General features: G+C 60.5%; 12 protein-coding genes and 1 rRNA gene. 9 read left to right on the forward strand and 4 right to left on the reverse strand.

The genetic code is table 11. The features are described 5' to 3' along the window. The first annotated feature begins 101 nt into the window (after positions 1–101). Both efp and J5J06_07020 read left to right on the forward strand, forming a co-directional pair. Positions 102–662, forward strand: a complete 561-nt coding sequence (efp, locus tag J5J06_07015) for an elongation factor P (protein MCO6436820.1) — start codon at positions 102–104, stop codon at positions 660–662. 624 nt (positions 663–1,286) lie between these two features. Further along, positions 1,287–1,433: a hypothetical protein gene (locus tag J5J06_07020; protein MCO6436821.1), complete on the forward strand. Its 147-nt coding sequence runs from the start codon at positions 1,287–1,289 to the stop codon at positions 1,431–1,433. Between the two features lie 183 nt (positions 1,434–1,616). Here J5J06_07020 and J5J06_07025 read toward each other — a convergent pair whose 3' ends face one another. After that, positions 1,617–2,756 (reverse strand): hypothetical protein, encoded by a 1,140-nt coding sequence (locus J5J06_07025; protein ID MCO6436822.1) that lies wholly within the window; start codon positions 2,754–2,756, stop codon positions 1,617–1,619. A gap of 180 nt (positions 2,757–2,936) precedes the next feature. After that, positions 2,937–3,548 (reverse strand): hypothetical protein, encoded by a 612-nt coding sequence (locus J5J06_07030; protein MCO6436823.1) that lies wholly within the window; start codon positions 3,546–3,548, stop codon positions 2,937–2,939. 271 nt (positions 3,549–3,819) lie between these two features. Between J5J06_07030 and J5J06_07035 the strand changes: the two genes are divergently transcribed. Together J5J06_07035 and J5J06_07040 are read left to right on the forward strand one after the other, a co-directional pair. Next, the gene (locus tag J5J06_07035; protein ID MCO6436824.1) at positions 3,820–5,178 is read left to right on the forward strand and encodes a tetratricopeptide repeat protein; all 1,359 of its coding nucleotides are present in this window, start codon (positions 3,820–3,822) and stop codon (positions 5,176–5,178) included. A gap of 401 nt (positions 5,179–5,579) precedes the next feature. Then, positions 5,580–6,623 (forward strand): hypothetical protein, encoded by a 1,044-nt coding sequence (locus J5J06_07040; protein MCO6436825.1) that lies wholly within the window; start codon positions 5,580–5,582, stop codon positions 6,621–6,623. Between the two features lie 157 nt (positions 6,624–6,780). On the opposite strand, the gene J5J06_07045 is transcribed toward J5J06_07040, so the two are convergent. Continuing rightward, a 23S ribosomal RNA gene (locus J5J06_07045) occupies positions 6,781–9,664 on the reverse strand. A 423-nt stretch (positions 9,665–10,087) separates the two neighbouring features. Here J5J06_07045 and J5J06_07050 point away from each other — a divergent pair. Next, positions 10,088–11,011 carry a deoxyribonuclease IV gene (locus tag J5J06_07050; GenBank protein ID MCO6436826.1) on the forward strand — a complete coding sequence of 308 codons (924 nt, stop codon included), beginning with the start codon at positions 10,088–10,090 and terminating at the stop codon, positions 11,009–11,011. Positions 11,012–11,232: 221 nt separating this feature from the next. Then, a complete protein-coding gene (locus J5J06_07055; GenBank protein MCO6436827.1) occupies positions 11,233–12,387 on the forward strand; it encodes a beta-propeller fold lactonase family protein in 1,155 nt (384 codons plus the stop codon). A 98-nt stretch (positions 12,388–12,485) separates the two neighbouring features. Here the strand turns inward: J5J06_07055 and J5J06_07060 are convergent, their stop codons facing one another. Next, complete coding sequence (locus J5J06_07060) at positions 12,486–13,247, reverse strand: hypothetical protein (GenBank protein ID MCO6436828.1); 762 nt, start codon at positions 13,245–13,247, stop codon at positions 12,486–12,488. Positions 13,248–13,517: 270 nt separating this feature from the next. On the opposite strand from J5J06_07060, the gene J5J06_07065 reads away from it, so the two are divergent. The 3 genes from J5J06_07065 (at position 13,518) to J5J06_07075 (ending at position 17,919) form a co-directional block, all read left to right on the forward strand. Continuing rightward, positions 13,518–15,206 carry a hypothetical protein gene (locus tag J5J06_07065; protein ID MCO6436829.1) on the forward strand — a complete coding sequence of 563 codons (1,689 nt, stop codon included), beginning with the start codon at positions 13,518–13,520 and terminating at the stop codon, positions 15,204–15,206. A 351-nt stretch (positions 15,207–15,557) separates the two neighbouring features. After that, positions 15,558–16,319 carry an LPS export ABC transporter ATP-binding protein gene (gene lptB, locus J5J06_07070; protein MCO6436830.1) on the forward strand — a complete coding sequence of 254 codons (762 nt, stop codon included), beginning with the start codon at positions 15,558–15,560 and terminating at the stop codon, positions 16,317–16,319. Positions 16,320–16,443: 124 nt separating this feature from the next. Beyond that, on the forward strand, positions 16,444–17,919 hold the full coding sequence (locus J5J06_07075) for a site-2 protease family protein (protein MCO6436831.1): 1,476 nt from the start codon (positions 16,444–16,446) through the stop codon (positions 17,917–17,919). Positions 17,920–17,923 lie beyond the last annotated feature (4 nt).

The raw sequence follows: 17,923 nt of genomic DNA on the forward strand, positions 1-17,923 counted from the left end.
GACTCGCCGCGCCGCGCCTTGACCGCAGGGCGGGCGTTTGGGATCATCGCGCGGCTTAATTTCAGCCTAGGGATATTTCGCGCTTCGGGGAGCTATCGACGATGATCAAGGCCGTGGATTTGCGGAAGGGTCGAACGATTATTTATGAGGGCCAACTGGCCATCGTTCACGAGGCTCAGCATGTCGCCAAGGGTAACAAGCGCAGCTACATGCAGGCAAAAATCAAGGATTTCCGAACGGGGACGATCCAGGATGTCCGTTTCAACGTGGACGACCGGATCGAGGTACCGTTTGTCGAGTCGAAGCAGTACGAATACCTCTACCGCGACGGGGAAAACTACGTGGTCATGGACACGTCCAACTACGAGCAGATTCCGGTCAGTGCGGATCTTGTCGGGGACGCGGCCATGTGGCTCAAGCCCAACACGCCCGTAACATGCCAGATTTACGAAGGCCAGATGGTCTCTTTCGAGCTACCCTTGGTAGTGGATCTCCAGGTGACGGACACTCCGCCGGTGGTCAAGGGGGCGACGGCCACCAACCAGATGAAAGACGCCATCATGGAAACCGGCGCCAAGGTCCGGGTCCCCCCGTTCATCGAGATCGGAGAGCGTCTGCGGATCGACACGCGGACCGGCGAGTACATCGAGCGTTCCAAGTAGATACGCCGCCCCTCATCCGCGAAATCGAGCTCGAAAGCCCCTGTGACGGGCACTTGGGGGCGGCATTCGCGCTCCCGGAAACGGAGGCGTAGCGAGTGTTGTCGACTGCTGATTGGCTCGCGGATCGCGCATTTCGACCGGGGAACATCGGAAACCATCGCTCGCGCACCTCGCCGAATCAGCAACGCTTCGCACCCGGAATACCGAATCGAAACTTCGAAATCCTCCCTTTCCGAAGGCGACTCATACGAAAGTTTCGAGCGCAATTCTGCCGATGACGGATGCGATGACCTGTTCGATCGCGGTAATTCGTCATTCGGCAGCGGGTTCTGGCGATCAGGCAGAACATCGCGAGATCGAAAGCACGCAACGGGGAATTGATCGAGCCACACCCACCTGCACAGCATGTCCCGGACAAGCTCATGACCGATTCGGTGGTGCTGCGGATGTCGTCTTGTCGTCGTGCGACATTCCGCCTTCCACGCATGATCGTGGGCGCGAGCACACCGCCGCGCACCCACGAGGCTTTGGGGGGCGGCCGCGCGAATCCACCGTAAATAGGAAAAATGTTTTGACAGGACGAAGGAATTGTGTACGATTCCGCGCAGAAAGGAGGTGATACGGATGGCGAAGAAACGCAAAGCGGCCAAGAAGTCGTCGAAGAAGAAGACCGCCAAGAAGAAGAAAGCTGGCGCGAAGAAGACGACTAAAAAGAAGACCGCGAAGAAGAAAAAGAAGAAGTCTCGCAAGGCCAAGAAGTCAACCATGTAGTACGATGGTGACGGGCGGAGCGAGGCGCGTCGAAGAGAAGTTCGATCCGACTCACGCCACGGCAGCCGGGTTGGACTGAATCGACGAAACGCGAAGCCCGAAGCACATCACGAGGAAGGGTGCCTTACCTACAAGGCACCCTTTCTTGTTTCCAGATTCTTCCGGAAAATCAGCGAAAAGACGCTACTTTGATTTGCCGTCTGAGGGGCTGGGCGCTTCATCCGGACGACAAACGCTGCACGGCTTCCGTCCGGCGTTTTCGGCATCTTCGATCGAATCAAACCGCACGAGATTCTCTTCGCGAATCCGCCGGACGTGGGGACAACCGGCCCGATGATACTTGTCGGAATTGCGGCTCCCGACGAGCGCCTCCGGCACCGACTGCACTTCTTCGTCACCGCTCGATGCTTCGACCTTCGCCACCTCGGCCGGGACCAGTGGAATGGACGGCCGGCCCGCCTCGTACCAAGCCGTGCCGAGCAGCTTCGCCGCCAGCAGCGCGCCGTCCTCCAGGCGGGTACGAATCACGCCACCGGCACTTTTGCTCAGGAGCAGGTAGTAGGCATCGGACCGCACCGAGAATGAATCCGCGTCCGAAATCCGGAGAGCATCAAGTGCGGCGCGATCCGCGCGGATCAAATCTCCGACGGCTTCATTGGCGCGCCAAGCCGTCTCGCAAACCTCCTTGAATGGATCGCCGAGCAGTTCGTAACGCTCTGGAAACACCCGCACTTCGTAGGCCAGTTGCGCCCGAAGCCGGCGCATCAGACCGGCCTGGAGGCGGGCAGCAACCGACCGATCCTCCGCGAGCAGGCTCGTACTTGCGTTCTCGCTCAGCGCCCCGGCCTGCTCATCGCCGACCGCACACACCGTGTTGAACGGCAAAGCAGCCTGAAGGGCGAGTCGACAAACCGCGCCGGATGCACGCACGACGCCCGCCTCATCGTTGGCCCGCCAGGCGCGAACCAGTGCGTCATAGTGTTCCATCAACTTCCAGGGCAGGGAGCCGGGTTCGCGTACGCCGGCTCGACGGGCGGCCCGCTTCGCGCTCTCGACGTCTCGGGGGAGCACCGGCGGAGATTGCTTGGATTCCTCACCCCGATCCGCGCCGGCGCGGAGACTCTCCAGGCACACATATTCGGAGTCGATAGAGCCGGCGGCGTCAGAATCCCGGTCGGCAGGCCGCGAATCAAGGGCCGCGGCCAACACTTGTTCGGCCCGGCTTCGCAAGAACGACCGCACGGGCTCGGGGGTAGCGTCGACGGAGACAGGCAGCATGATGGCAATGGCATCCGGCGAGGCCGCGACGCGCGTAACCGGCATTGTTCCATCCCCCGCAATGACCGGAGATGCGACAATTGCCAGCGCGACGAGGAGCCCGGAAAGATGGCGCTGCAGGCGCGTGTGGGCCACCGGCGGATGAGGACTTCTTTCTACAGTCGTCCGATCGTGCGATCGCCCGACAACGCTCGAAGGTTGGGCGGCGGCGAACATCACTTCACTTCACGAAGGGTCTTCAGAAGCCGGGGAATCCGCGCGACGAGCGATTTCCTGAGCCAACTTTGCCTCCATGGCCGGGTCACGCCCCATATCGATCCATTGCTCCGCCCCTGGGAGGATCTTCGAACCGCTCGTTGACGGGAGATTTTCACCGAAGATCTGGTAGGCCGCGCCGGAGTTATTGAACTGGCGATCGGGCGCGGAGAGCCGCTGCTTGTAGACCGCAACCCGGACCTCCGGGGCCCCGTCCTCGTCCACCCAGCGAACTTCGACCCAGCGGCGGATCACGTTGAGGCTGGCCTCAACCCAGTCTCGCCACGTGGCGACATCTCTCCGCCAGAACTCGAAGAACTGCTGCGAGACCTCCGGTCGCGTGGTCAGGACGCCCACGGATGAATCGTAGCGGTCAAATTCGTAGCCGCGATCCCGAAGAGTTTGCTCGGCGGCTTCCCAGACCCGTTGCCGTTCGACCCCAGTTTCACGGACGGGAACAATCCCCGCTGCTGACACCACCGGCGCCGCCGCCGGTCGCATACAACCCGACAGCCCGCCGACGACTAGTAACGCAAGACAAGGTGCCGATGTCCGGACGGCGCTTTGCACGCGGCGTAGCATGGATGAACGTCCTTCCGCAACGAGCCTGACCGCGGCAATCGTACGAGGCGCGTCAGCCCCGTCAAGCTCGCACACGAGCGGTCGCGAACGTGCTTGGAGAAGCTGAACGATTCGCAAGGGCGGGGCCGAGCTTCGAGTCGGGGACGGAGCGTATGGCTCGGCACGAATTCCGCGGCGTTTTCCGGCTCGATCTTCGATTGCCTGTGTCCGATAAGGGGGATAGAATCAAACGTGGGGAACTCATCCCACCGATAGCGCATTGGGTGGAACCATGAACGATTGGTTCGAGGCGGAACAGCGGGTCGAACGGGCCCAGCAGCTTTCGGAGTCGCAGCGCTTCGAGGAAGCGTTGGCCGAGATCGACGTCGCATTGTCGATCAATCCGAACAATGCTGCCTGGCACGCTCAGCGCGGTTGCCTGCTCGACGAGCTGGGCCGATTGTCGGAGGCGACTGAGGCCTACGAACGCTCGCTTGATCTGGGTGGCGATGACCATGAGGTTGTAGCCGCGCTCGGTGCCTCGCTCGCTCGACAAGGCCGGTACGCCAGGGCGCTGGAAATCTTCGACGAACTGGCCCGCACGCATCCCGACTTCGAGCCGGCCTACTGCCACCGGATTGGCATCTACGCGGAGCTGGATCAGCACGATCGGGCGGAGGAGATGTTCTACCTCGCCCAGCAGCTCGACGATCAGTGCCCGTTCTGCTACTTCAACATCGGTTGTTCCCTCGCGGAACGCGGCGAGACCCAGCGGGCGATCTTCTGCTGGAAGAAGGCGCTGGAGCTGGATCCGGAGCAGCCGGGCGTCAACCGCCGTATCGCTCAGGCCTACCGGTCCCTAAACGAGACTGACAAGGCCCGTACGCACTATCTTTGCGAGCTGCGCGACGATCCCGGCAACACGGATCTGCTCTACGAGATGGCTGAGTTGAGCCTTGAGGCAGGCGACGTGGGCGCCGCCCTGGGAAAACTCGCCCATGTCATCGACCTGGAACCAGACCACATCGAATCCCACTTTGCCCTGGGTTGCCTGTGGCTGGATCGAAATCGTCCGGCTGAGGCCTGTCGTTACTTCGAAGCCGTGGAGTCATTTTCCGGAGGCCAGAACCTCCTCGAGCGATTCTCAGAGCGCTATGGTGAGACACTGCTCCGACTCAAGCGGTTTGCTCCCGCCCGAGTCCAGCTCATGCGCGCCGTTCGGGAGGAATCGGCCGGCACCAACACGTTCCTGCTCCTGGCAAATTGCGAGTTCTTCCTGGAAAGCTATCCTGCGGCCGCGGACTGGTATCGTCGCGTCCTGCGAGAGGAACCTGATCACGCCCTTGCGCATTACAACCTTGGCCTCTGCTTTTACCAGCTTGACCAGTGGAGCGATGGTCTGCGTCATCTGATCCGAGCAACCGAAATCCGCCCGGATTTCGACGCCGCAATCTACCATGTGGCCGTGGGCCACGTCCGGCTCCGGCAATGGAACCAAGCCCGTGAGGTGCTGAGGGACGGGCGTCGTACCTGCCCCGACAGTCCCATGCTGGGCGAACTGTCACGTAAACTGGGCAAAATTCGCTGGCGGATCGCGATCGCCACGTCCGTCCGGACCCTTCGTAAGGCGATTCGCCGAGTTGCCTTCTAGGCATTGGGAGCTCGGCCAGTCGCATCCGGCCTACCGCAGGATTTCCAATGGCGGGCCGCACGACCCCACACGGTCCTTCACCCCAGCGTCACCGGAAAATGACATGTCCGGACTTGCCCCGCTCCTCGCTATTTCACAGCCGGCTGAACCAGAGGAAGTCCGTTAAATCGCCCCGGCTCTTGCTCTCTGCGATCCACATGGCAGAATCGATCGCACCAGCTTTGACCCGCGAGCGCTGCGCGCCGTGGTCTCGGAATGCTGCGCAGCGGGCTGCCCCGCGCCGCATGCAACCCTGACATGCGGCCGCGGGTTATAATGTAATTGAGACCAATGACTCCCGACCCGGACACGGGTCCAGTATTATGCGACGTCTTCCCAGTTCATGGAGGTATTCACCGCAGATGTCCCTCTCTCGATACGCGAAATTTCCGACGTTACTTCTGGCCCTGATCGCGGTCGCCGCGCCCGGCTTCGCTCAGGAGAAGGCTGTGCGAGGCAAGTCCGATGAATCCAACTTCGCCATGACGGCAGCCACCGTCGAGCAGTACCAGGAAATCGTGGTTCGCAACCTGGCCATTCGCTATAACCTGAACGACGAGCAGACGGAGAAAACGCGCGAGTTGATCAAACGGCGCGTCCAGCAGTTCCTCCGCGACCACGAGGAAGAGATCTGGCCGGCGATCCGTGACGTGCTCCAGTACCAGATGGGGCTGAACCCGCCGCAGGACAAGGACGAGATTGCCCGGTTCGGCAAGCTCGCCCGGCCGTTGATGAAGCTGATCCAGGATGCCATTTACGAAGGGAACGAAGAATGGCGGCAGATGCTCACGCCGGAGCAGAAGGCGGTACACGATTTTGACCTGGCGGAGATGAAGAAAACGTTCGAGCGGATCGATACCAACCTTGAGGGGTGGGAAAAGGGCAACGCCGGCGGCGGCATTTTTCCCACGCAGCGCCCGGCGGAGAATCCCCCGCAGCCGACGCGGCCACCCGAAGGCTTACCGCCGCCCCCGCCGCCGCCCGATCCGATTATCGAAGTATTCAAGCCGGACTACTTCGAAACGTTCGTCGAGGAGTTCATCAAGGAGTACAGCCTGAGCGAAGGCCAGATCGGTACCGCCCGGTCGATTCTCAAGGAATTCAAGGAGAAGGCCGAAGGCTTCCGCAAGGCAAATGAGGATGAGCTTCGGCGGATGGGTGTCGCGTTTCAGGAGGCGCAGCAGGCCAAGGACCACAAGAAGATCCGCGACATTGAGAACCAGCGAAAGAAGCTGCTCGAGCCCATTCACGGCTACTTCGAGGAGATGGTCGTGCGGCTCAAGGCCATCCTCTCGACCGTCCAATTGGCGAAATTCGAGGAGAAATACGGGACAACACCGCCGACGGCAGCCGCGGAGACTGCGGGCCCGGAATCCAATTCCGGTCCCGTGACGAAAACGCCGTAGGCCAGGCTTCCTCCAATCACTCTGCTAACGCAAAAGGCCCGGGAGAAAACCTCCCGGGCCTCTCTTATTTTGCTTGCAATTCTCTGGCAATCGAAGACGCGGACGCGGGTCTGAGAAGCTCACCGTCGAAAGGTGGGCTGCGCAGCCACTCATAATTGCGGTCAAGCGTTTGGCCATTAGTACGGGTCAGCTGAACACATCACTGTGCTTACACCTCCCGCCTATCGACCTGGTAGTCTACCAGGGGCCTTCAGTCATTGACATCGAAACCTGGTCTTGAGGGGGGCTTCCCGCTTAGATGCATTCAGCGGTTATCCTTTCCGTGCTTAGCTACCCAGCGGTGCCCCGAGCGGGACAGCTGGTACACCAGCGGCACGTGCCTCCTAATCCTCTCGTACTAAGGAGACATCCTCGCAAGTTTCGTACGCCCACGGCAGATAGGGACCGACCTGGCTCGCGCCGGTCTGAACCCAGCTCGCGTACCACTTTAACCGGCGAACAGCCGGACCCTTGGGAGCGCCTTCACCCCCAGGATGTGATGGGCCGACATCGAGGTGCCAAACGACTCCGCCGCTATGAACGCTCGGGAGTCATCAGCCTGTTATCCCCGGAGTACCTTTTATCCGTTGAGCGATAACCCTTCCACACAGGATTACCGGATCACTAAGGCCTACTTTCGTATCTGCTCGACTGGTGAGTCTCGCAGTTAAGCCGGCTTATGCCTTTGCACTCGAAACGCGATTGCCAACCGCGTTGAGCCGACCTTTGCGCTCCTCCGTTACTCTTTAGGAGGAGACCGCCCCAGTCAAACTGCCCACCTAGCACGGTCCCCCACCCGGATTCACGGAATGGGGTTAGGTAACAAACAGCACAAGGGTGGTATTTCAAGGATGGCTCCCTGACGGCCGGGACCGCCAGATCATCGCCTCCCACCTATCCTACGCATGTGATGCCTGTGACCAATACAAGGCTACAGTAAAGGTTCACGGGGTCTTTCCGTCTTGCCGCGGGTATGTGGTATCTTCACCACAACTACAATTTCACCGAGTCGGTCCTTGAGACAGTGCTCCAGTCGTTACGCCATTCATGCGCGTCGGAACTTACCCGACAAGGAATTTCGCTACCTTAGGACCCTCATAGTTAGGGCCGCCGTTTACGGGTGCTTCGGTTGCCAGCTTCGCCTTGCGACTAACCGACTTCCTTAACATTCCCGCATCGAGCAGGCGTCAGTCTCTATACATCCACTGTACGTGTTAGCAGAGACCTGTGTTTTTGATAAACAGTCGCCAGAGCCGATTCTCTGCGCCCTCCCCCGAAGGGGTAGGGACCCCTTTTCCCGAAGTTACGGGGTCAATTTGCCTAGTTCCTTAAGGACCGTTCTCTCGAGCGCCTGAGGCTACTCGCCTCGCCTACCTGTGTCAGTTTTAGTACGGATCCGCTGATTGCCCCCGCAGCTTTTCTCGGTCCCCTCGCCCTGCACTTCGGCAACAAATCGGCCTCGGCCTCTCGGCCACCCTCGCAACTTCTCGTGGGCTGCAGTTGAAGAGGACGCACTACGGTTTGATCGCACAACGGAGGGCAGGAATATTAACCTGCTGTCCATCGACTACGCCTTTCAGCCTCGTCTTAGGTACCGCCTAACCCTGGGCGGATTTCCCTTCCCCAGGAAACCTTAGGCTTACGGCGAGAAGGATTTTCACCTTCTTTATCGTTACTCATACCGGCATAATCACTTGGTAGGCCCACTACCACTCCTCACGGTATGGCCTGTATCTGCCTACCAACGCTCCCCTACCGCTCTCTTACGAGAACCCGTGGCTTCGGTACCATGCTTAAGTCCCGTTCATCATCGGCGCCCAATTTCTCGATGAGTAAGCTATTACGCACTTTTTAAATGGTGGCTGCTTCTAAGCCAACATCCTCGCTGTCTCAGAAAAAGGACTTCCTTTCGCACTTAGCATGGATTGGGGACCTTAGCCGACGATCCGGGTTGTTTCCCTTTTGTCCACGGAGGTTAGCCCCCGTAGACTGACTCCCGGGATAGTCGCTGTGGTATTCGGAGTTTGGTTGAGGGAGGTACCCGGGCAGGGCCCTCGTCTCATTCAGTAGCTCTACCCCCACAGCGTAGTGTCCCGAGGCTAGCCCAAAAGCTATTTCGGGGAGAACCAGATATCTCCACGTTTGATTAGACTTTTACTCCTCCCCACAGCTCATCCCATAACTTTTCAACGTTAATGGGTTCGGCCCTCCGCGACCTTTTACGGTCGCTTCAGCCTGGCCATGGGTAGATCACGTGGTTTCGGGTCTATGGCCTACGACTTGATCGCCCTGTTCAGACTCGCTTTCGCTACGGCTCCTCCGCGGAACGGATTAACCTTGCCGCAAACCATAACTCGCCGGTTCATTATGCAAAAGGCACGCGGTCACACCTCCGGACAAGTCCGCATGGTGCTCCCACCGCTTGTAAGTGCATGGTTTCAGGTTCTTTTAACTCCGCTTAAAGCGGTTCTTTTCACCTTTCAGTCACCCTACTTGTTCACTATCGGTCGTCGAGTAGTACTTAGCCTTGGAGGGTGGTCCCCCCAGCTTCACGCAGAGTTCCACGAGCTCTACGCTACTCTGGGACACCTCTCAACGGAGGGCTATCGTTTTCGCGTACGGGGGTGTCACCCTCTATGCCGGGCCTTTCCAAGCCCTTCCGCTAACGACGCCTTTGTAACTCCTTGAGGGCCCGCAACCCCGCGGTGCAAGCACCACGGTTTGGGCTAGATCCGCGTTCGCTCGCCGCTACTGACGGAGTCTCGGTTGATTTCCTTTCCTCCAGGTACTGAGATGTTTCAGTTCCCTGGGTTTGCCTCGCCGGGCTATGCATTCACCCGGCGATGCCGCCATCTGGTTGCCCAGTGACGACGGGTTTCCCCATTCGGAGATCCTCGGATCAAAGCTCGTTTGCCAGCTCCCCGAGGCTTATCGCAGGCTGCAACGTCCTTCATCGCCTCTCGACGCCTAGGCATCCCCCATGCACCCTTAATAGCTTGACCACAATTATGAGAGGCTGCACGACGATCCAGACCCAACTTCTGCCGGAACCGCCAAGCAGGCTTCATTGCCGCGTCAAGCCGACCTTTCGGCGCTCGACACCCACTCCCTTCGCCGCGCCGCCGCAGGGACAAGCCCCACGCCAGCGCCACTACCAGGACAGGTGTCATGTGAGATCCACAAACCTTCGGTCCGGACAGCCATCCGCGAGGTTTTTCGCAACGAAAAACCCGAGTCCGGCCTCCGAACCTGCGTCCGCGTCTTCGATTGTCAAAGAGCCTCTCCCCGACGGATCCGGCAAGGACCGGAAACGTGGGGGAGCCCTGTATACTATCGCAACCAACGCCGGCGTCAAGTACTTGTTTGTCTTCCGCCGACAAGGACCTTTTCCGGGCGCCCAGGCGCCCCTCATCGGACTGTAAGTTGTGCCCCAAAAAAAAGTTACAAGAACGGCCCGATCCGGATCCAAGCGACCTGCCGACCACGCCGGCGGCCCGCGGCTCGGCGCACATCTCTCGGTAGCCGGGGGCCTTCATCTGGCCTGCGAGCGCGCCCGGGAAGTGGGATGTGATGCGCTGCAGGTGTTCGTGAAAAACCAGCGCCAGTGGCACGCCGGGCCGCTCAGGGAGGAGCAAATCTTGGCCTTTCGTGGGGCGCTCCAAGGCGCCTCCATCGCGCCCGTCGTTGCGCACGCGGCCTATCTGATCAATCTGGCCGCCCCCGACGCCCAGGTTCGAAAGCGCAGCATCGACGCGATGGTTGACGAACTTAACCGTTGTGCGCAACTCGGCATCGTCGCTCTGGTCGTACACCCCGGCGCTCACCTCGACCGCTCGCTGGAAGAAGGCATTGCGACGGTTGCCAATTCACTGAATGAGATCATACGGCAAACTGCCGGCGGCGTGCGAATCCTGCTCGAAGCAACGGCCGGGCAGGGAAGTTCAATCGGTCATCGCTTCGAGCACTTGCGCGACATCCTGGCGGGCGTGACAGACCGCGCTCGAATGGGCATTTGTCTCGACACGTGTCACCTATTTGCGGCTGGCTACGACTTTCGCTCCGCCGAATCGTACGGCGCAATGATGGACGAGCTGAATCGGGTCATCGGAGCGACACTCGTACATTGCATCCATGTCAACGATTCGAAGAAGGATCTGGGCTCGCGGGTGGATCGCCACGAGCACATCGGCAAAGGCCGCATCGGCAAAGCCGCTTTCGCCCACTTCTTGAACGACACGCGTTTAGCGGGCCTGCCGTTCATTCTCGAAACGCCCAAGGGCAAAGACCGTCGGGGAACCGACCTGGATAAGGTCAATCTCCGATGCTTGCGCTCCCTTCTACAAGGTTAAGCAGGCACAACGGTATCAGCGCAGTCACACGCATCACGCGCATCAGCGGCTTCCGGCAGACCAACCCCTGAATTCCACGTTATCTGAGCAAGCCATGTCAGGGATGCTTTCGTCAGGCGACCAACGCTACGTGACCTGAACGCTCGTCCGGCGGGAAGTGGTGGTTCAGCGCGGTGCCGAATTGACCAGTCCCCGCCCCGGGAAAAGGAGATGTTGACCATATGAACCGATTTAAGCGCCTACGAAGTTTGACACCGGCAAAAACACTGGGAATTATCACGCTGCTGGCCGCCTGCGCACCGGCGTTCGCGCGCCATCATCCGCACACGCATGATAATGGGGTCGGCGCCGTCTATACGGCGAGCAACGACCCCCAAGGCAATGAAATCCTCGTTTTCGAGCGCAATGCGGACGGGCTGCTGACGCCCGGCGATGTTGTTCCGACCGGCGGGCTGGGCACAGGCTCCGGATTGGGCAATCAAGGGGGCGTTATTCTCAGCGACAACAATCGCTGGCTCCTGGCGGTGAATGCGGGCAGCAACGACGTGTCCGTTTTCGGCGCGTTCCGCGATGACATTGTGCTCACCGACATCGTGCCCTCCGGCGGCGATATGCCTGTCAGCGTGACGATGAACGGCCGGTTGGTCTACGTCCTGAATGCCGCCGGCGCCGGCAGCATCGTCGGCTTCTACCTGGATGAAGACGGTGAATTGACGATGATCCCGGATTCGATGCGCCCGCTCAGCGGCGCGGACATGACGGGCGCCGCCCAGATCCAATTCAGCCCGCGCGGTGATTTCCTGGTCGTCACGGAGAAGGCCACGAACACGATCACGGTCTTCCGCGTGGACCGCCGCGGCGTACCGGGGTCACCGGTCTCGACGCCATCGGCCGGTGAGACGCCGTTCGGATTCGCCTTCGCCGATCCGTACGACTTCGTCGTTTCGGAAGCATTTGGGGGCGCCCCTGAGGCCGCGACGGTATCCTCCTATCGGTTGCGCTGGAACGGCGGCGTTCAAGCAATTGACGCGCTGGTGCCTACGACGGAAACGGCGGCGTGCTGGGTGGCGATACCGCGCAGCGGGCGATTCGCCTACACGACCAATACCGGCAGCGGGACCGTTACGGGGTTCGAAATCGAACGGCGCTGGGCAGCGCTAGACATCCTCAATGCAGACGGGGTGACGGCCGATATCGCGCCGGACGCCCGCCCGATTGACGCGGCGTTCTCCAACAACAGCCGCTTCCTCTACGTTCTCAACAGTGGCAATCAAACCATCGCATCGTTTGAATTCGGGCGCGAGAGCGGACAGCTCGCGCCCCTGGAAACAACGCTCGGACTGCCTGCTGGGGCCAACGGGCTTGCCGCGCGATAGGTCGGCTGAGAGTTACTTGGTCGCTTTCCAGGTGCGGGGGGCGCTCCTCATGGGGGGCGTCCCGCATCGCCTTATTCTCTGTTTGGCCGTCATAGCGATCAGAACGCATCCGACACCGTCCGCTTCATTTCGAGATCGGCCGCGCAGCAATGTCTGCCCTGTTGGTCCTTCGTGGGCTGACAAACGACGAACCCGATGCGCTCCATTCGCTCGCGCGTGTCCGGTGTCATGCGCAAGTCGTCCGCGAACATCACTTCCGTGACGAGTGGCTCGTGGCCGGGAGCTTCGATCTCGACGTGAATGTGCGCCGGTGGACCGCCGCCGGGGTATCCACCGGGTCGAACGGTCATCAGACCGTAGCGACCGTCATCCTTGGTGCGGACATACGCAAAGATGCGGGGATTCAAAGCGTCGCCCATGCTAGCGGTGTTGCCGCCGTGCAAACGGGAGTAGATGCCGTTGGGGTCGGTCTGGTAGGCGTAGACGAGTGCGTCTTCGACGGGCTGGCCGATGTCGTTTCGGATGGTCCCTTGAACGATCAGACGCTGTCCGGGTTCGTCCGGGGGCAACATCCACGACTCGGCCGTGTCCACGTGGTTGCGAATCAGTGCGCGAAAGCGGGCGTCCTCACGGAGGTCGTCGAAGGCATGATCGCTGAGCGTAATGCACGACCCACGCTTCTTCTCCTGAAACTGACGCTCCAGGTCCAGAAGTCGCCTGCTCGTGTCGGCATCGGGCGGTGCCGCATCGATGGTCTCTTTCTCTTCAACCTTTGAAGCTCCGGCCAAACGCGTCGTGTTGCAACCGACGGACCAGGCCGCTCCGAATATCACCAGGAATATAGCCAATCTGTTTTGCATGCGGTTCCGCCTTGCGCTACGGATGACCCTGGTCGACCGCCCTCCTGAGATCGTAACACGAAGGCAACGTACGCTTTCGATAGCAAGTGCAAGAAATGGCGTGATTTTGTCAGCGCGGCGACCGATCGCAGGAGCCCACCCATATTATTGCGAATCGGGTTTCGGCAAGCTGCCTGAGCCCCACGTTGCGTGACCCGTCTGTTCCCGCCACAATGCCCGGTCTGATTGGTGGGCGAGCGCGGCTCGCTCACTCGGAGAGGATTCTTCTTCATGCCCGAAACAGCAGCGAATCCCGCCCTTTCGAACACTCCGCAGCGCGAGGGCATGCGCGAGACCATCGAATCGATCGTGATTGCCCTGGTGCTGGCCTTCGTGTTTCGGGCGTTCATTGTCGAGGCATTTGTCATTCCGACGGGCTCGATGGCACCGACCCTGCTCGGGGCTCATGGGACGATCATTTGCGAGGATTGTGGTACGGAGTTCACCTACGGGCTCAAGGACCCGGGCGACCCGCGCGAAATCCAGCAGGTGAAACCCAACTCGATTGCCATCTGTCCCAACTGCAATCATCCGAATAACCACCTTGAGGAGAACGACGTCGCCGGCAACGCCGAACGAGGCGATCGTATCCTGGTTCTCAAGTGGCTGTACGATCTCCCCCTTCCGGGTGTCGGCCCGCATCGCTGGGACGTGACCGTGTTCAAGGACCCGGCCGACGGAACAACCAACTTTATCAAACGGCTGGTGGGCATGCCCAACGAAGTACTGATGATCGCCGACGGCGATCTCTATGCAGCGCCCGTGGCCGAGCTATCCGAGGCAACGAAGGCGGAGTTTGCGGCGCTGCGCGTTCTCAAGCATGAATTGCTCTCGGGTCGCCGTGGAACGCTGCCGCAACTGTCGACTTCGGCGCGGGAAGAGCTCGACCGGAAGTTCCACATCGTCCGCAAGACACCGGCCGCGCAGTACTCACTCTGGCACTTGGTCTTCGATAATGACTATCGACCGCGCACACTCGATCCGTCGCAGCCGCGCTGGCACGCGGCCTTGGGGGACGCCGGGGGGTGGAACACGGAGACGACCGTACTGCGCTTCCAGAGCACGGGATTGGCCGAAGACTATGCCGTCCTGATCGGCAAGGACATCCGCGCATTTACCGCGTACAACATCTACGGACCCCTTCCCCAGCCGGTCTCCGATCTGCGCGTGCGTTTGGTGTTCACGCCGCGCTCGGCCGACGCGGAACTGCTGATTCGCCTTGAGAAGCTCGGTAGGGTGTTCTGGGGACGGATTCGCGCCGACGGCGCAGTGGGTATTTTCGAGTCACTTAGTGCCGTAGGGGCCCAACCCTCGTCACGCTCGCTCGTAGAGACCCGCGTCGAACCCATCCCGCCGGGACGGTCCGTCGAGTTCAGCTTTGAGAACGTGGATTACCGTCTGGCGATTCGCGTGGGCGAAAACGAGGTGGCGTCGAGCTCGGACGATCCCGATTCTCCGGCGTATTACGGTCCGGACTTGAAGGCATTGCGCGGCCAATGGGCGAGTCGGTCGGCGCCGCCGCCGCGGCTGTATGGGGCAAGCGGCGCCTTCGAATTGTCGCACGTTCTCATCGACCGGGATGAGTATTATTACCATGACCCGGGCGGGCCGGGCCTCGAGCTGGGCTGGGCGCCGCGCGGCGGGTGGGGCTCGGTGGAGAGCCCCATCCTGCTGGGACCGGACGAGTATTTCATGCTCGGCGACAACACCCAGGCCAGCAAAGACTCGCGATTGTGGGACGTCGTGGGCCCGCACCTTTGGGGTCGCGGCACGGGATTCCAGCTGGGCACGGTTCCCGGGGACCAGCTGATCGGAAGGGCGTTTTTTGTTTATTGGCCCCAGCCACACCGGCTACCTTGGCTCCCCGCCCTGCGCTGGGGCGTCATCCCCGACGTCGGGAACATGCGCTGGATTCGCTAGTATAAGTTGATGGCGATGGAACGAAGGTAAACGGGGCAAGTAGTGCGGCATTAGCGCCGCAGTCGTTTTCCACTGCCTTTCAACAGGGCAAATGGCGATCTGGTCAATCGACGTCGAGTCTGATTCCGGCATGCACAGACTCATCCGTGATTTGAGAATCAGCATCAGTCATCTATGGCCGAATCACGCCAACCATTTGTTAAAGAAGAGGTTGCTTTATCCTTCGCCGTAAAAATCACAGACCGATGTATTGTATCACGAATGAGCGCCGCGGATTCGGACGTCGCCAGCTTGCAACTCAATTATTCACAGGCTGGCCGGTTCCGTTCAGGCGGATGAGGTTCGACGAGCATGGTCATCGCCACTGAAAAACCGCTATTAGAAGCGCGAGGCTTGGTTAAGCGTTACGACCGCCGGGCTGTCGTTGACGGACTGAGCTTTCATGTCAGCAACGCCGAGATTGTCGGGCTTTTGGGGCGCAACGGTGCGGGCAAGACGACAACGTTTCGGATGACGGTGGGCATGATCGACCCGGAGGAAGGCTCGGTGTCCTTCGGTGGCCGCGATGTGACTTCGCTCCCCATGTACAAGCGTGCACAACTCGGCATGGGTTATCTCTCCCAGGAACCGAGCATCTTCCAGCGGCTTTCCGTTGAGGAGAACCTGCTGGCCATTCTCGAAACCATGCGGAATCTCTCCCGGCGCGAGCGCAAGGAGAAAGCCCTCCACCTGTTGGAACAATTCGGCCTGACCGTTCAGCGGCGTCAGCAGGCCCGAACGCTGTCCGGGGGGGAGCGGCGTAAACTGGAGATCGCCAGAGCGCTGGTCACCGACCCCAAGCTCATCATGCTGGATGAGCCGTTCAGCGGGGTCGATCCCAAGGCCGTCGAGGACCTTCAGGAGGAAATCCTGCGCCTCAAGCGTGAACGTGGCATCGCCATCCTGTTGACCGACCATAACGTCCGCGAGACGCTTCGGGTGACGGACCGCAGCTACATCATCAACGACGGCGTGCGTCTGGCGGAGGGCCGTCCGCGCGACCTGGTCCGCGACGCCCTGGTTCGCGAAACGTATCTGGGCAACTCCTTCCGGGGGGACGAGTTCGACGAATAATGGAAGGGCTGCAATTCAAGCCACCGGAACCCTACAATCGGGGTATTGGCGAGCGATGAGCCATTGAGCACGACGGCCGATTCCGAACGACCGCGGGGACATGCCGCCAAGGAGTCATTCGCGATTGCCGATTGTGCAACGCCTGGAAGAATCGATGGACGAAAACGGCGATCAACCCGTCCAGCCGGCCCATGAACGATGGACGGACATGGAAGGCCGGACGTGGGATGTGGAGCTTGCACCGGGGGTAATCGCCCTGCACGGCGAGCCGGGGCGCATCGAACTCGTCGGGCCGGATATCCTCCGAGATCTCTTTATCTCCCCCTGGGACGGCGGTGTACTGCTGCGCTTCGAGACGTTTGACCTGCGCGCCGCTTTCGTACTTTCTCGCGCGGACGCAGAACGCTCGCTTGGAACCGTTGGGTTCCGCCGCTCATCCGCACCGCAGAAGGACTCCACCGAGGAAGAGGAGCGTTCGGCAACATCCACCCCGCTGTTGTTCCCCAAGGTTTCCCCCTTGGCCATATGGGCGCTGATCTCCTCGGCGCTGGTATTCGTGCCGATCGTCGGTCTCGTTCCGGCCGTCGCGACGATGGTCCTGCTGGGATTGCATCGCAGGCGCGTTCGTCGATCGGCCGCCTGGGAGCACTCGCGATCGCTTTGCCGTGTGGCCGCCAGCTTCCTGGTGTTGGGGTTGGCGGTTTCCGCGATCGGAACATATTGGCTGGTCCGCAACGTACAGGCGCCACGCTCCGCCACACCCGCATCCTTTGATATCGAAGGGCCGTCGCTTTCCAGACCCCATTCCAATGACGTTCAAGCTCCGGGTGGCTCGAAAAAAGGCAATGTCCTCGCCCAAGTCACTGGTGAGGAACGGAACTGGGGGCTGATCGGAATCGGCCTGATCGTCCTGCTGATCTCCCTCACCTTTCATGAGGCGGCGCATGCAATCACGGCGTGGTGGCTGGGGGACGACTTCGCCCGCCGATTGGGCCGCGTCACGTTGAATCCCGCGGCGCACATCGATTTGTTCGGTACGGTGCTTCTGCCGATTGTGCTATTCCTCGCCAGCGCGCCCATTTTCGGCTACGCCAAGCCGGTCCCGGTTCGATCGGAAGTGTTCCGCAGTCCGAGGCGGGATGACATACTGGTTTCCATCGCCGGACCCGGCGCCAACCTGTTCCTGTCTGCCATATCGCTGGCGCTGCTCCTGGGACTCAGCGGCGTCCTTGGACTTGTGGCACCTGAAGCCCGGCTGACGGGCCTTGCTTCGCCGGACATCTTCGAACCGTCCACTGCGTCGGGATTCGCCGGCGCCCAGGTCTTCGCAGGCGTCGTCACGTTCCTGCGGCTGAGTTTCCAGATCAACCTGTTTCTGGCATTTTTCAACCTGATTCCCATCCCGCCGCTCGACGGTTCGTGGGTATTGGGCCACCTCTTTCCGCGAACCATCGGGCCGCTAATGGATCGCATCCGGCCTTACGGCATCATCATCTTTGCCGTGGCCGTCTTCAGCAACCTGTTTCAATATCTCATGATTCCGATGATCGTGGCGTTCATTCCCGCTTTGCTGCTGCTGGAGTGGTGTACACCGTTCTAAAATG

The organism is Phycisphaerae bacterium, from assembly GCA_024102815.1.
Taxonomy (GTDB): domain Bacteria; phylum Planctomycetota; class Phycisphaerae; order UBA1845; family UBA1845; genus JAGFJJ01.

Excerpts from the sequence above, each read along its gene's own strand:
- J5J06_07035 (MCO6436824.1), top strand. The coding sequence starts at position 3,820 with ATGAACGATTGGTTCGAGGCGGAACAGCGGGTCGAACGGGCCCAGCAG.
- J5J06_07055 (MCO6436827.1), top strand. The coding sequence starts at position 11,233 with ATGAACCGATTTAAGCGCCTACGAAGTTTGACACCGGCAAAAACACTG.
- lptB (MCO6436830.1), top strand. The coding sequence starts at position 15,558 with ATGGTCATCGCCACTGAAAAACCGCTATTAGAAGCGCGAGGCTTGGTT.
- J5J06_07060 (MCO6436828.1), bottom strand. The coding sequence starts at position 13,247 with ATGCAAAACAGATTGGCTATATTCCTGGTGATATTCGGAGCGGCCTGG.
- J5J06_07030 (MCO6436823.1), bottom strand. The coding sequence starts at position 3,548 with ATGCTACGCCGCGTGCAAAGCGCCGTCCGGACATCGGCACCTTGTCTT.
- J5J06_07020 (MCO6436821.1), top strand. The coding sequence starts at position 1,287 with ATGGCGAAGAAACGCAAAGCGGCCAAGAAGTCGTCGAAGAAGAAGACC.
- J5J06_07065 (MCO6436829.1), top strand. The coding sequence starts at position 13,518 with ATGCCCGAAACAGCAGCGAATCCCGCCCTTTCGAACACTCCGCAGCGC.
- J5J06_07040 (MCO6436825.1), top strand. The coding sequence starts at position 5,580 with ATGTCCCTCTCTCGATACGCGAAATTTCCGACGTTACTTCTGGCCCTG.
- efp (MCO6436820.1), top strand. The coding sequence starts at position 102 with ATGATCAAGGCCGTGGATTTGCGGAAGGGTCGAACGATTATTTATGAG.
- J5J06_07025 (MCO6436822.1), bottom strand. The coding sequence starts at position 2,756 with ATGCCGGTTACGCGCGTCGCGGCCTCGCCGGATGCCATTGCCATCATG.